This window comes from Anabaena sp. FACHB-83 (assembly GCF_014697485.1).
Lineage (GTDB): Bacteria > Cyanobacteriota > Cyanobacteriia > Cyanobacteriales > Nostocaceae > Nostoc_B.
Genome location: NZ_JACJRY010000038.1, coordinates 29712 through 45275, shown reverse-complemented (window position 1 = coordinate 45275; position 15564 = coordinate 29712). Strand labels below are relative to the sequence as shown.

The following is a 15564-nucleotide window of genomic DNA, read 5'->3' as shown; positions in this document are numbered from 1 at the left end:
ACAAATAGTATATTTTAATACTATTAATTTAGTAAAAACCCAGTTACTGTGAAGGGAAACTCCGTGTTAGCCAATGGCTGCGGATTTTCCCTGTGTAGCAACTGCTAATCAGTATTTAAACGTAAAGCTTTCCTGTAGGATAGCCAGCAATTGTCCGTGACTTTGGTTGTTTTCCACCTTCCGGCAGTCGCGGATAATTTGTCTTGTACTTACTCTAAATCCCGACGGCCGGGGTTACGAGCAGGATCATTTGACAAGAATCCGAAGACAAAAATAGTCACAAAGAAGGCAACAACAATATAAACAGCGATTTTTAAAGTCAGCATAGAAATATCTCCAAAGGGGGTCGGAAAAAGCTTCTCTCGGTATCTGCCATGCAGAAAAGATAGCTCCTTTATCTTACCCAAATCTTGTCTCGTTTTGAGCGCACTCTGTTGATAGGGGAGGCTATGTTATGACTACCCCATAGAGTATGGCACAGGTTTCGCCATTATCTCATGCTGTGGGTTGTTTTATAGCAGAAGGTAGGTTACAGGTGATAGGTGACAGGTTACAGAGTTAAATAAAAGCCTGTTGCTGTCGTTTACATTTACTAATGTCTTAACCAACCTAGACACTACTATTAAGTAAGTAGATGCTAATGAGATGTAGTTTTTGACTGGCTAATGTTGTGACGTTAATTAATGCCAGAGGTTTCCTGAAATTTTAGGGTGTAGGGGTGTGAACAATACGGTTCGGATAAGAAACTTACTTGTGTAGGCAAGCAAGGGTGCAGGGGTGAAAGGGGGAACGAAGGTACGCTCTCCCCTGCACCTGAAGCTCCTCCGCCCCCCTGCTCACCTCAACAGATACATTTGTTAACCGAACCGTATTGGGGGTGTGAGGGTGTGGGGTGTAGTTGTTCAGCACTCTTACACCCCTACACCCTTAAACCCTTACACCCGCCTCAACCAAAAACCGAATTTATCTGATTTGATCAGTTCACTTTCAAACCAGCCCTAGCTTGAATATATTCTGCTAGTTCGATTTTCACAGGTACAGCATTCCAAATTTCTTGGCAATATTCTTTAATGGCTCGGTCAGAAGAGAATTTACCCATCCTAGCTGCATTGAGAATTGACATTTTTGTCCAGTGTTCTTGGTCACGGTAAGCATGATTTACCTGGTCTTGACAGTCAATGTAAGACTGGTAATCGGCAAACAGCAGATAAGGATCGTGGTACAACAGTGAGTCTACTAATGGCCGGAACAGATTAGTATCACCATGCGAGAAGAATCCTGAACTGATCAAGTCAATGACTTCTTTGAGTTGGTGATTGCTATGGTAATAATCCCAAGGGTTATAGCCTCTGGATTTTAAATCATATACTTGTTCGGTTGTCAGTCCAAACAAGAAGAAGTTTTCTGCACCTACTTCTTCCCGAATTTCGATGTTAGCGCCATCAAGTGTACCGATAGTTAGTGAGCCATTCATGGCAAATTTCATATTGCCAGTCCCGGAAGCTTCTTTACCAGCCGTCGAGATTTGTTCGGAAAGGTCGGCGGCTGGGTAAACTCGTTGACCAAACCTGACATTGTAATCAGGTAAGAATACTACTTTTAGGCGATCGCGCATATCGGGATCATTATTAATCACATCCCCAACAGAATTGATGAGTTTAATGATTAATTTCGCTATGAAGTAGCCGGGAGCAGCTTTCCCACCAAAAATAAAGGTGCGGGGTGTAATTTCCAGATTGGGATTGTCTTTGAGGCGTTTATAAAGGGTGATGATGTGCAGCACATTCAAGTGTTGGCGCTTGTACTCATGCAGCCGCTTCACTTGCACATCAAACAGTGATTCGGGATTGACTTCAATTCCGTGGTTGTCCTTAATATAATTTGCCAAATAAGTCTTAATATCTTGCTTGGTTTGCCGCCATTCATGACGAAACTCAGCATCTTCGACAAAAGCTTCGAGTCGCTTTAAATCTTCTAAATGGCTAATCCAATCTGTCCCAATTTTACGAGTAATCAAGTTAGCCAGTTGGGGATTACTCACTACTATCCAACGTCGGGGTGTAACACCATTGGTTTTGTTGGTGAATTTCTCTGGCCAAAATTCGTAAAAGTCACGCAGAACATCTTGTTTGAGTAACTCTGTATGTAAGGCGGCGACACCGTTAATTGCGTGGGAACCAACACTGGCTAAATGTGCCATACGGACATATTTTTCCCCACTTTCATCAATCAATGATAGCCGCGCTAGGCGATCGCTATCGTCGGGATATTTAGCACGCACTTGACCGAGAAAGCGTTGGTTAATTTCATAGATAATTTGCAAATGTCTGGGCAGTAAGTTACTGAATAGTCTTAAAGGCCACTTTTCTAGAGCCTCTGGTAATAAGGTGTGATTGGTGTAGCCAAAGGTATTTTGCGTAATTTGCCAAGCTTGATCCCACTCTAGTTGATGTTCATCTACCAAGAGCCGCATCAATTCTGCCACACCGATGGAGGGGTGAGTGTCATTGAGTTGTACGGCAAATGATTGATGAAAAGTCTCTATGGTTTCGCCTTTTTGCAAGTGCAGCCGAATCATGTCTTGCAGAGAACAAGACACAAAGAAATATTGTTGTTCTAGGCGTAGTTCTTTACCTTGCTGCAACTCATCGTTAGGATAAAGAACTTTGGTAATATTCTCGGAAACTACTTTTTTGTTGACAGCACCGTAATAGTTACCATCGTTAAATGCCTTAAATTCAAACGATTCCGGCGCTTCAGCTTTCCACAACCGTAAGGTATTAGCGGTGTTGACGCGATAACCTAAGATGGGCGTATCGTAGGGAACACCTTTGACCACTTTATCGGGAATCCAGCGTACCCGATAACGGCATTTTTCATCGTAATAACCTTCCGTGCGACCACCAAACTTAACTTCGATGGTTTCTTCTAGGCGGGGAATTTCCCAAGGGTTGCCCAAATGCAGCCATTTATCTGTAATTTCTACTTGCCAACCATCCCGAATTTCTTGGTCAAAAATGCCAAATTCGTAGCGAATTCCATAGCCAATGGCGGGAATTTCGAGAGTTGACAGAGAGTCCATATAACAAGCCGCCAGACGACCTAGACCACCATTTCCTAGGCCTGGTTCTTCTTCAATTTCGCGCAGTTGCACAAAATCTAGCCCGGTTTCTTCCACGGTTTGGCGGACTAAATCATAAATGCCCAAGTTGATCAAGTTATTGCTTAAGTGCGGCCCCAAGAGAAATTCTGCGGAGAGATAACTGACAACTTTGACACCTTTTTTTGTATAGGCTTCCGTAGTTTTAAACCAACGTTGCAACATGCGATCGCGCACGGTGTAAGCCAAAGCCATATAATAATCATTGAGCGTGGCTGTACCAGGGTATTTACCTTGGATGTAAAAAAGATTATCAGCTAAAGCACGTTTGATAGTTTCTTTACTTAACCCGGTGCGATCGTCTTCAAATTCGCACTGAAATATTGGAGCTTGCTCAAATGTCGTCATAATTATTTCCTATCAAGAATAGAGAGTAGACAAGAGCGAAATCACCACTCCTCACCCTTAAGTCATCACAGTTGGGTTCATGCTGTTAGTTGCTTCAGCCAGAGTAATGAAACAAGCAAGTACTCTTTAGGTATCAAGGTGATGTGCGATGTGATTTTTCTCTAGCTGGCTCAATAAACTCTGGGGATTGCACCTTGAGTACCTGTACCGGAAATTTTCACCACTACAGGAGAAGCTTGATAAAGCCAATGCGAATACCCTGTTTATGACTAAAACTGCCATTAACAGGGTTGGTATAACTTAAGTCATGATTATTTTATGACTTGGTTTCTTGAAGGGAAAAAAAAGACACACTTTTCTTTAGATACAGTGGTGATTATGTCCGGGTAATGCTTACCCCTGTTTCTGATAATTGCTGATTCATCCGATTTTTGACGACTTTTGCAGGTACACCCACAGCCACAGAAAATGGCGGAATATCTTTTGTGACGACTGCGCCTGCACCAATAACGCTACCTTGACCGATGGTTACACCATCTAATACTGTGACTCCATGTCCTAGCCAACAATCATCTTCAATCACAATTCCTTTGCGTGTGATGCCTTGGTCTTTAATTGGTTCTAAGGGATTTGTAAAGTTGTGATTGTTAGCATATATGCCGGAGTGGGCTGCAATCATACAGTGTTTGCCAATGGTAATATCTCCTGGCCCGGCAATACATACATGAGGGCCAATAAAAGTTTCTTCGTCAATATAAATAGATGTGTTATCTAAACAACCAATATCAACATTGCGTTCAATAGCTACACCATAACCCAAATAAATTTTATTGTTGGAATGTCCTTGGGCATCAATTCTCACACCTTTAAAGATATGTACTTTTTTACCAATAGCGATGCAGTTTGTCCCCAAAAATTCCACACCGTTTTGGATATAAACTGAACTGTCTAACTGAGAAAAAATACTGCGATATAACCAATTACGGAGTTTTGTACCGAGAGCCATTGTCGGGATATCTGCTAATAAGGTTGTGAGTAGTACTTCCTTGAAACGTTGAATTTTAGCGGCGTATTTTTGGTTACTCATGGCTGTATTTGGGGTATTTTTTTGAATGAAGTGAGAAGAGAAATTGTAGGTAGCGCAATTTCTCTGAAATTAATCAAAAACTGAATTAGTAAGTCTTGAGCCGCAACTTATTAAAATAGCTGGCAATAAATTACAGGATAAAAGTGTATTTGATGAAAGTTAATCTCGTTTGATCAAAGTGCGATCACTTGAGATTTTCTAGCTCTTCATCAATTACTTTTAGCAACAAAATTTTGCATTTAGTATCAAGATTAATCTCAGCCAGATACTAATGCTGCTGCTAATTTATCCAGCAAATGACAGATGGTGACATCAACTATTCAACTGTTTGATAGTTGAAATAAATTGATATCTTTACCATCAAGTTGCTCTATGCAGTTGTTTTAAATATGTTCAATGACCTAATTAAACAAGGACAAATTCTGGCAATAACAATATGTATGTGATTGTTGAAGCTCAAAACCTACTGCGGACTGTTTACCAATCACAAAATAATTGCTAATCCTCTTGTTATTTTTAGGTCAATTAAAAATTGATTTTAATTAAGGTGGAGTATCACCAACTTCAGCCATCACATTAAAGTTTACCATCGGTGCAAACAAGTATGCGCTTCCCCGACTGCAATGACGACTTTCTTGCAATAAATTTCTAGAGTATCCCGCTACGCTCATGTTGCACACGGATGATTTACAACTTAACCAAGTCACGATTTCATTTAGATGGGTGGCTTTTCATAACAATTGCCTCCCAGAATAACACATTTTATTTTTGATGGATCACTCCCAAGTCGGAAGTTTTTAACAATATAATTAATTGACTACAGTTGGTAGTTTAAACAACATTTGTTTTATCCCAACTAGCAAGATTACAAATTTTAGATTCGTGATTTAAAATACATTATATATCTATCAATACGGTTCAGTTAACGTTGTCAGCTTATCGATTTCAGAAGAACCAAGACTTGGGGGATTCTCCCCCAAACCCCCGATTGGGAGACGGTTGCGTCCCCCAAACCCCCTCCAAAAAAGAGTTCTGTTTTATGTGTAGCAGTTAATTTATTTTCTTAACTGAACCGTATTGCATTATATATTTAGGAAAGTAATGAGTAATGAGTCAAAGATTTACTCATTACTCATTACTTAATACTCCTGGTGTACCTTACTGACTTCAAAAGTGCTGTATTTCAATACAGTTCCACTTAGCCTAATTCTTGGTTTCTTTCCCTTCATACAGAAACTTTCGGCACGAAACCGGACAGGCGTATAACCATAATTGCCAAATTTGTAAATCACCCAATCAGGTGAACCAGATGGACGATGTGTCTAGGATATCTCCCATTATAAATTGTGAAGTCTAGAGAAAATTCACGCGATGAGAAGCAATTCTCACAAGAAAACCAAATTTACAGACTAAGCTTCTTTAAATTAACTCCCACACTTGGTTGAAATTATGGTTGAAATTAAACAAATCGTCCAGCAAGCTTTTAGAACTGGTTATTTGAGTATCGCCGATCGCAACCAGATCCAAACGTTATTGCGCCGAGAGTACGACTCAGAAGACTTGGACGCTTTTATCATTTTGCAACGCGCGATCGCCTCTGGTGAAGTGATGCAGGAATCAAAACCTCGTCCCAAAACTTCTGCCACACACCACAAGGATAGCGCATCTAATATCAAACTTGCTTATAAGATTGCAGCAGAGTTGGCTTATGCGGCGGCGCAAAGTCTCACCATGCCAAAAAAACCACAAGATCAGCCTTCTTTGGGCAGTTAAACATGACGAATAGACATTAACCTCTCTGTTCTCGGTGGGAATGGGGAGTTTTGATGTCAATAGCGCCTCAATTATTAAATTTTCCTTATTAATTCAGACACTCCAGCAGAACATCAACAAGGAACAATCCGCTTGGGGTAAGGTTCTGCACTGATTTTCGTCTCAGTTTTTAATACTTAACAAAGTCATCTGTACTTTACAAACACAGTATAAAGAATTGGCAGCATTGGATAAACAAGGTAAACAATAACCATAGCTGAACTTGGAGAGTTGCTAACCTATGCAGCCAATTCGCACATTCAATGTTTCCCCGTCACTACCGCCGCGCCTGGAACCACTGCGGCGGTTAGCATATAATTTGCATTGGGACTGGAATGTTGAAACTAAAGATTTATTTCGCCGTTTAGATAGAGATTTATGGGAATCTAGCCATCACAATCCAGTGTTGATGCTGGGTACTATCTCCCAAGCACGGCTGTTGGAGGTAGTAGAGGATGATGGGTTTTTAGCACAAATGGATCGTGCTGCTCGTCAGTTAGATGATTATCTCCAAGAAGGAACTTGGTATCAGAAACAACGCGCTCAAAAGACAAAAGAATGTTATGCCTATTTTTCGGCAGAGTTTGGCTTGGTTGACTGTTTACCTGTTTATTCTGGTGGCTTGGGTGTTCTGGCTGGTGATCATTTAAAATCTGCCAGTGACTTAGGGCTACCATTGGTAGGTGTCGGCTTGCTTTATCAACAAGGGTATTTTGCTCAATACCTCAACGCTGATGGTTGGCAACAAGAACGTTACCCCATCAACGATTTTTATAATATGCCCTTGCATTTAGAACGCAATCCCGATGGTTCCGAATTGCAAATTGCGGTTGATTATCCAGGGCGCAAGGTATACGCCAGAGTTTGGCGGGTACAGGTGGGGATGGTGCCTTTGTATATGTTAGACACCAACATCGAACCCAATAATCAATATGATCACGACATTACAGATCAACTGTATGGCGGCGATATTGATATGCGTATCCACCAAGAAATTATGTTGGGAATTGGTGGTGTACGGATGCTGAAAGCTTTGGGTTATGATGTCACTGCCTACCACATGAATGAAGGCCATGCGGCTTTCTCGGCGTTAGAGCGCATCCGCATCTTAATTCAAGAAGAAGGTTTGAGCTATGCCCAAGCCAAACAGGTAGTGATGTCTAGCAACATCTTTACCACACACACGCCTGTACCTGCGGGAATTGATTTGTTCCCTCCCGATAAAATTTTGTATTATCTGGGTTACTATGCAGATATCTTTGGTTTGCCCAAAGAACAGTTTTTAGGACTGGGCAGAGAAAATACAGGGGATTTATCCGGGCCTTTCAGTATGGCGGTGCTGGCGTTGAAAATGGCGACATTTTCTAACGGGGTGGCGCAGCTGCACGGTGTGGTGTCACGGCAGATGTTCCAAGGCTTGTGGAAAAAAGTCCCTGTCGAGGAAGTGCCAATCACCGCTATTACCAACGGTGTTCACGCTCGCAGTTGTGTGGCAAAATCAACCCAAGAGTTGTACGATCGCTACTTAGGGCCAAACTGGTCATCAGTACCACCAGATAACCAACTGTGGGAGAGGATGGATGCAATTCCCGATGAAGAGTTGTGGCGCAATCACGAACGCTGTCGTTTGGATATGGTACTGTATGTACGGGATCATCTCGTCAAACATTTACGCGATCGCGGTGCTTCTTCTTCAGAAATTGCCCAAGCCCAAGAAGTATTAGATCCCTACGTTTTAACTATTGGTTTTGCCCGTCGGTTTGCAACTTATAAACGCGCTACCTTGTGGATGCGTGATTTAGAACGTATTCAACGCATTTTACTTGGTGATAAAAACCGCAAAGTTCAATTTGTGATTGCTGGGAAAGCCCACCCCAAAGACATTCCTGGTAAAGAACTGATTCGTGAAATCAATCATTTTATCCGCGAACATCATTTAGAAAAACAAGTTGTTTTTGTACCTAACTACGATATTCATATATCTCGGTTGATGGTGGCTGGTTGTGATATCTGGTTGAATACACCACGTCGTCCCAGGGAAGCTTCGGGAACTAGCGGAATGAAAGCCGCAATGAATGGCTTACCTAATTTAAGTGTTTTAGATGGTTGGTGGGATGAAGCCGATTATGTCCGCACCGGTTGGGCGATAGGACATGGGGAAAATTACGAAGATCCCAATTATCAAGATGAGGTAGAAGCTAACGCCCTCTACGATTTGTTAGAGAAAGAAGTTGTGCCTCTATTTTATGACCACCGCGACGAAGATGGACTGCCCCGACGTTGGGTAGCCAAAATGAAAGATGCGATTCGCCTGAACTGTCCGTTCTTTAATACAGCGCGGATGGTACGGGATTATGCCCAAAAAGCATATTTCCACGCCAGCGATCGCTATCATACTTTAGTGGATGATAATTATGCCCCAGCCAAAGAATTAGCCGCTTGGAAAGCTAAACTCAGCGACCACTGGTTTAACATCAGAATCAAAGATATTGATGTATCTGTAGGTTCAGATATTAAAGTTGAGCAAAAGGTAGCAGTGAAAGCCAAAGTTGATTTAGCAACTTTGAGTAATGATGATATCCAAGTAGAGTTATATCAAGGTGCGATCGATGCCAACGGTGAAATCGTGAATGCGGTTCCAGTTGTCATGGATTACCAAGGTCAAGATGACCAAGGCTTGAGTCTCTACACTGCTGATATTGTCTACACTACCTCTGGTTTTCAAGGCTTATCCTTGCGTGTGTTACCCAAACACCCACACCTGTCTAATGCTTATGAACCCAGATTGATTGCTTGGGCGGAATAAACTGGGGAGTAGGGAATAGGGAGTGGGGAATGGGGAAATTTCTACTACTCCCTACTCACCACTCACCACTCCCCATTTTCTTAGGGATGACAATGTAACCTGTAGTGCGATCGCCTAATACTAAGTTACGTTGTTCTCCCCAATACCACCAGTGTGCAGCCACATAAGCACAGATTAAACTATCTAGTTTATCTTCGATGGCTTTGAGGGCTGCACCTGTGGAAGGTAAAAGGAAAAAGTCAAAAGGAAAAAGATGAGATTGTGGTGTTTTAAGACTAGGTTCGAGAATAGGTAAAACTTCGAGAATATATTGATAAAGTTTGATTAATTCTACGCGACGCTCATTGATGCGCCCTTTTTTATATTTAAGAATACGTTCTAAATTAAATAAATGCACAATTGCAGGGTGTGGAAAAACTTCGATTTGATATCTACCAGGTGTTTTTGCTGCTATTGTTGGTGCATGGGCAAAACCACGGGATTCTAATTCTAAGCCAAAGTTAATTGTCCGCTCGGCAAAAGGTAAATTTTGATTAGCAGGATAGCAGCCGGCGTGATATTTGCCAAAGTATTTATGAGTCAGTTTGTCGGGGAGACGGCTACCTGTAGCGTTAGGAATCAAAGTCGGCGCATCAACCGCAATCATCGCTGGTGCTGCTGGTTGTACCCAGTGATCTATCCAAGTTAAAATGTCAGCGATCGCATCTTGGCGATCTAAATCTAGTAATTGCAATTTTCCATCGATTAATTCTAAACAGCACAAGCCACTTGGTTGCGATTTCCAACCTAAATCAATCCCAAGAAATTTCATTTATAACTAACTAATTCATTTGTTAATATAATTGCACAATTATATTTAAGTAGTAGGACTAAATTAAAACTAACTTAAAATTACCGGGTTTCGACTGCGCTCAACCCTCTTATTCTCAAGGATCGAGCATTGAGCGTTCGCGTAGCGTCTCCCTTGGGGAGAAGTCGAAATGCGTCTTCTAAATAATTGTGTCTACCTACTTACAAGTAAGCAGAGAAATAAATATTTATTCCTCTGCTTTATACACTTAATTTATTAAAAGGAAAAAAGAGACTTTTTCAACTTGTTCAAAATCTCATTAGTCTTGACTTTGAGAACCTTGTCCGCCGTAACAATCTTGTCCGGGTAAACACTTGGCAAATGGTGTTACTGTAATGATATTACCTACAACTAGACGGGCTGATGGTTGTGGTGCAATCATGGGTGATGACTGTTCAGGTGATGACTCTTCTGCTGGCGATACTCCTTGAGTTGGTTGTTCACCTTGACCATAACCACCACGACCATAATATTTACATCCCCCAGCTAAAAATTCTTGTTTTTCTGGAGATAAATCCACAAATAAATCGGATACTTTTGTTTGAACCAACATAATCTTGACCTCACTTACGTTACATAGGTATTTGTTAATTACCTATGCTTAATTTATAGACATATTTGCGAAATCAAAAATTATTCTTTGGTTATAAAAAATTAGAATAAGATTCTATCTTTAGAAGTTGAATAAATATATGTAAATTACTAGTTGGAGATTTGATAAATATTTATTGTATCTTTTTAGATAATTAATATAATGAATCAGTGCCTTTAGTTATACAGTAGTGAGTATAGGTAGCGATCGCCCCAAGTCCAGCAATAATTAAAATGCCCTAGATGAGTGAGTGCGATCACCCCAAATCCAGTAATAATTACAATGACCTAGATGAGTAAGTGCGATCGCTCCAAATCCAGCGATAATTACAATGACCTAGATGAGTAAGTGCGATCGCTCCAAATCCAGCGATAATTACAATACCTTAGATGAGTGAGTGCGATCGCTCCAAATCCAGCGATAATTACAATACCCTAGATGAGTGAGTGCGATCGCTCCAAATCCAGTAATAATTACAATGTCCTAGATGAGTAAGTGCGATCGCTCCCAATCCAGCGATAATTACAATGCCCTCAAAGTAATCAAATCAGTAATGATGAGTGCGATCGCTCCCAATCCAGCGATAATTACAATGCCCTCAAAGTAATCAAATCAGTAATGATGAGTGCGATGGCCTTCGACAGAGCAATCAAGGTATGCGGTTGCTCCTTATAGAAGCAATTAGCCATCATTGTTTAACAATGGATAATCATTAGATTTTCTTAATTTTTACTTACGAATCTAAAACTCCAATATGTCTACTGGATGGAAGATATTATGAAATATTGATACTTTGCCCCTTAGTAAGGCTACTATATCTAAATATATAAATTTTTTTGTAAAAAATCGACATTTTTGATTCTAATTTAATTAATGAATCCAAAGTTTTTCAATCAAATTAGTCCCAAGTTTTGCATTTAACATGATAGTTAGTATTACTAAGAAATCATCAAAACCCTCCTTAAATATTATATCTAAATTTGCATTATTATCTTGATAATTAATTTCCCCAATATACTCAATTTTATCGAAGTTTTTAACCCAGTCCAACCAATCTGATATAATATTTTCGTATTTTTCTTTAGTTTTTAAAGTTTTTTTTCTGAGTTGAGTTGTTAATATAATTTGATGAGATTGATTATCAGAATAAAAATTTATAAGCTTATGGCGTAATGCGGCTGGTTTTCTAAGATCATAATGCTTTAATTGATGATTTCTTCCCACTCGATACCAAATTATATGACTACCACCAATAATATACCCGTAGCGGTCACGCTTAGATTGCTCGTGCAGTGGTTGTAACAAGCTTTCTTCTTCATTCACTACCTGGCGAACTTTTTCATGTATCTCAGGATTTCTATCTCTATGCTGTTGATACCTAATTTCTGGATTAGGAGCAAAGATAATCTCATAAATTGGGTCGTAAAATTCATATAGCACATAATCATAAGGAGCTTCCAATAAATATTGAATTTTAGGATTTTGAGATAATAATGCAAAATCTGTAAGATAGATTTTCTGAACGATTGTGATTGGATGATAATTTGCCATTTCATCAACATGGTAGAAAGTACAATTATTACTCTTTTCTCTCGCAAGGAAGTTGCTCCACATTGGCAGATGAAAGCTTCACCATTAAAGCATTTGAGTAAATAAAACGATTTTTTCTGGAATTAATTTTCTTACTTGCGCCCTATTTGATTAAGATTTTAAGTATGAAAGCGAAAAATCAAGGGTTAAGGAGAGAGTGAAGGGGTGTATGTATCTAAAGTAATTACACCGTTCGGCTGACGCTCACGGCGAAGCCCTACACCCCTTCACCCAGTCTCCACAGAAAATCTTTGTGCGTAAGTCCTAAATTAGGCTAAGTCCACCATACTAAAACTACTTGTGTTGTGCATAAATGGAAAGTCAAAATGATCATGACAAGAAGTGACAAATGACCATCAACTCAATTTAAGCCTGCTTTACTTCTTCATACCAAATGCCAACTTTTTCAAAAGCAGCGTAAGCCAGCTTGAGAAAATGTACGACTCGCTGTTTGCTCAAAATGCCAAATTCTTTGTATTCTCTTGCTTCAGAGAAAGTCATGCGAGTTTGGTCAATGATGTTTCTTTCTTTGTATGCCAATTTCGGAAAGTCCACAACCTGAACGTTATGCTTTTGTACTAACTGTTGCATGTTCGGGTCAGAATCAACGTGTTCCCAGTCGTCACATAGTCCGCAATTTCTCACAAGGACATGGGGAACTTTATCACCATAGCTATTGATTGACTGGACAAATAAATTGAGGCTGTCATAGCCGCCTGTAGTGACAAACCACTTGCAAAAACTGACTCCTTCGGCGCTTCCCAGTTCGAGTAACTGGTTTTTATCAATCCAGTTTTTGACGGCGCGATGGCTTTGGGCGGCGAGATTGACAATTACAGGCTTAGACATTGCCATTTCAAAGATTCTATCAGCTTTGTCGGCTTGGCGTTCATCTTCGGTAAAAACGGCATACTGACACATACCTTTATAAACGCCAGCTACGTCAGGATTTGATCTATCCGTCTCTATGGGGACAAAGGGAATTTTCTTATCTAAGCAATATTGAATCATTGTCCGGGTGACTAGCGACTTTCCTACCCCACCTTTTTCACCATCTATTAAATGAATTGTTGGCATAATAGCTACCCCTAATACTGTTTGAAGTTATTTAAAATATCTGCTTGTGTTTTGGAAGGTTTGAGTGTCTTCTGCTGCAACTTTTATACCATCTGTTGAGAAATACTGCTGATTTTTCGTGAAATTAACGCGATGTGTGACTTATTCTTGAAACCCCTCTCCAAACCTCTCACGCCAGTCGCTACAACGGAGGAAACCTCCGCAACGCGCTGGCTCCCCGAAGCGGAGAGAGGCTTTGAATCTTGCCCCCCTTCCCTACAAGGGAAGGGGTTGGGGGTTAGGTTTGAGAGAAAGTTGCACATCACGTTAAATTAACGTTTATCTATAGAGTTTTTTGAGACTTTGTGCCTGTCATGTTACCGATCAGGGTCAAAATTTAAATAATCCTATCATCAAAGACTGACAAGGGTTCGATACAAACTTTTACATTTGCTGGGGGGAATAAGAGGCAAAAAAATACCAGACTCTACTTTTAGAGTTTTGCGAGTAGCACTTTAATATTTTCGGTGTTATCTTAAAATCCTGGCTTTATGTCAGGCTGTGCGCTTGATTATTTAGCGATCGCACCCACAAACATCATCACTATATCTAGTAATTTTTGCCTAGTAATTGAGCAAAAAAATCTCATCCATAAATCATTGAATCTGTCCTGTATCTACCTAAAAATACAGTCAATTAGTGTATCTATTGTTATAGATTTAATTGCGAAATTGTAATATTAAGCAACCAATTTTGAGCAAGAAGTCTACAATTTGGGTGGTAGCTTCTATAACTAATTTGTGTAAAAATAGGCGGCTACCTCAAGCTGTTTTTTAATGGGGGTCAGGTAATGGCTATCGCCACCATCAATCCCGCCACTGGGGAGACGCTCAAAACTTTTGAGCCACTCAACGATGTAGAAATTGCCGCTAAACTAAATTTGGCAAATCAGGCTTTTGAGCAGTACCGTAAGACGAGTTTCCCACAGCGATCGCTCTGGTTGCAAAAGGCTGCGGAAATTTTAGACCAAGAAAAGGCAGACTTTGGCAAAATCATGACGCTGGAAATGGGTAAACCATACAAAGCAGCGATCGCAGAAGTTGAAAAATGTGCCAGTGTTTGTCGCTATTATGCGGAAAATGCTGCTGATTTTTTGGCGGATGTGACTGTGAAAACAGATGCTAGTCATAGCTTTGTCCGCTATCAGCCCTTGGGGATAATTTTGGCAGTGATGCCGTGGAATTTTCCCTTTTGGCAAGTGTTTCGCTTTGCTGCACCTGCACTGATGGCAGGTAATGTTGGTTTATTAAAACATGCGTCGAATGTACCGCAATCAGCTTTAGCAATTGCCGATATTTTCCAACGGGCTGGTTTTCCCGGAGGTGTATTTCAAACTTTATTAATTGGTGCGGCAAAAGTAGCTGATTTAATTGCTGATGACCGAGTAAAAGCTGCTACCTTAACTGGAAGTGAACCTGCGGGTGCGTCTTTAGCCGCCAACGCCGGCAAACACATTAAAAAAACTGTTTTGGAATTGGGGGGAAGTGACCCGTTTATTGTTTTAGCCAGTGCGGATATAGCAGCCGCAGCAGCGACAGCCACCGCCGCCCGGATGTTAAATAATGGGCAATCTTGTATTGCAGCGAAACGCTTTATTGTGGAAGAAGCGATCGCTGATCAATTCGAGAAGTTATTGTTAGATAAATTTCTGGCTTTAAAAGTCGGCGATCCTATGCAATCAGACACCGATTTAGGGCCACTCGCCACACCAGATATCCTCCAAGAGTTAGATCAGCAAGTACAAGTTGCCAAACAAAGCGGTGGTAAAGTCTTGACTGGTGGGCATCCTATATCAAACCTTCCAGGTAACTTTTATCCACCGACGATCATCTCAGATATTCCTCTTGACGCGCCAATTGCCCAGGAAGAATTTTTTGGCCCAGTCGCCTTGTTATTTCGAGTGCCAAATATTGATGCAGCGATTAAACTGGCAAATGCTACACCCTTTGGTTTGGGTGCAAGTGCTTGGACAAACAACGACGAAGAACGTTCACGCTTAATTGCCGAAATTGAAGCTGGCGCAGTCTTTATCAATGGTTTAGTTAAATCTGACCCCCGCTTACCTTTTGGCGGTCTCAAACGTTCTGGCTATGGCCGAGAATTAAGCATTCAAGGCATACAAGAGTTTGTCAATGTTAAAACTGTTTGGGTGAAGTGATTAGTGAGTAGGGAGTAGGGAATAGGAAGGCAAAAATCAAAAGGC

The 15564-nt window shown here is 40.7% G+C and carries 10 protein-coding genes; 3 read left to right on the top strand and 7 right to left on the bottom strand.

All coding sequences use genetic code 11. The annotated features are described in order from the left end of the window. Nucleotides 1-209: 209 nt before the first annotated feature. The 3 genes from H6G79_RS28375 to H6G79_RS28365 all read right to left on the bottom strand — a co-directional run bounded on the left by H6G79_RS28375 (nt 210) and on the right by H6G79_RS28365 (nt 4595). Nucleotides 210-326 (bottom strand): photosystem II reaction center protein I, encoded by a 117-nt coding sequence (locus tag H6G79_RS28375; protein WP_015114068.1) that lies wholly within the window; start codon nt 324-326, stop codon nt 210-212. 650 nt (nt 327-976) lie between these two features. After that, a complete protein-coding gene (locus H6G79_RS28370) occupies nt 977-3508 on the bottom strand; it encodes a glycogen/starch/alpha-glucan phosphorylase (RefSeq protein WP_190594430.1) in 2532 nt (843 codons plus the stop codon). A 376-nt stretch (nt 3509-3884) separates the two neighbouring features. Continuing rightward, nucleotides 3885-4595: a DapH/DapD/GlmU-related protein gene (locus H6G79_RS28365; RefSeq protein ID WP_190594429.1), complete on the bottom strand. Its 711-nt coding sequence runs from the start codon at nt 4593-4595 to the stop codon at nt 3885-3887. Between the two features lie 1449 nt (nt 4596-6044). On the opposite strand from H6G79_RS28365, the gene H6G79_RS28360 reads away from it, so the two are divergent. Both H6G79_RS28360 and glgP read left to right on the top strand, forming a co-directional pair. Continuing rightward, nucleotides 6045-6368, top strand: a complete 324-nt coding sequence (locus H6G79_RS28360) for a hypothetical protein (protein WP_190594428.1) — start codon at nt 6045-6047, stop codon at nt 6366-6368. A gap of 280 nt (nt 6369-6648) precedes the next feature. Then, the gene (gene glgP / locus H6G79_RS28355) at nt 6649-9213 is read left to right on the top strand and encodes an alpha-glucan family phosphorylase (protein WP_190594427.1); all 2565 of its coding nucleotides are present in this window, start codon (nt 6649-6651) and stop codon (nt 9211-9213) included. A gap of 55 nt (nt 9214-9268) precedes the next feature. On the opposite strand, the gene H6G79_RS28350 is transcribed toward glgP, so the two are convergent. The 4 genes from H6G79_RS28350 to H6G79_RS28335 all read right to left on the bottom strand — a co-directional run bounded on the left by H6G79_RS28350 (nt 9269) and on the right by H6G79_RS28335 (nt 13322). Continuing rightward, complete coding sequence (locus tag H6G79_RS28350; RefSeq protein WP_190594426.1) at nt 9269-10024, bottom strand: DUF429 domain-containing protein; 756 nt, start codon at nt 10022-10024, stop codon at nt 9269-9271. Between the two features lie 298 nt (nt 10025-10322). Beyond that, the gene (locus H6G79_RS28345; protein ID WP_190594425.1) at nt 10323-10616 is read right to left on the bottom strand and encodes a hypothetical protein; all 294 of its coding nucleotides are present in this window, start codon (nt 10614-10616) and stop codon (nt 10323-10325) included. A gap of 909 nt (nt 10617-11525) precedes the next feature. After that, nucleotides 11526-12269: a hypothetical protein gene (locus tag H6G79_RS28340; protein ID WP_190594424.1), complete on the bottom strand. Its 744-nt coding sequence runs from the start codon at nt 12267-12269 to the stop codon at nt 11526-11528. 342 nt (nt 12270-12611) lie between these two features. Further along, complete coding sequence (locus H6G79_RS28335; protein WP_096582981.1) at nt 12612-13322, bottom strand: mobilization protein; 711 nt, start codon at nt 13320-13322, stop codon at nt 12612-12614. Nucleotides 13323-14151: 829 nt separating this feature from the next. On the opposite strand from H6G79_RS28335, the gene H6G79_RS28330 reads away from it, so the two are divergent. After that, on the top strand, nt 14152-15519 hold the full coding sequence (locus H6G79_RS28330; protein WP_190594423.1) for an NAD-dependent succinate-semialdehyde dehydrogenase: 1368 nt from the start codon (nt 14152-14154) through the stop codon (nt 15517-15519). Nucleotides 15520-15564: the final 45 nt, after the last annotated feature.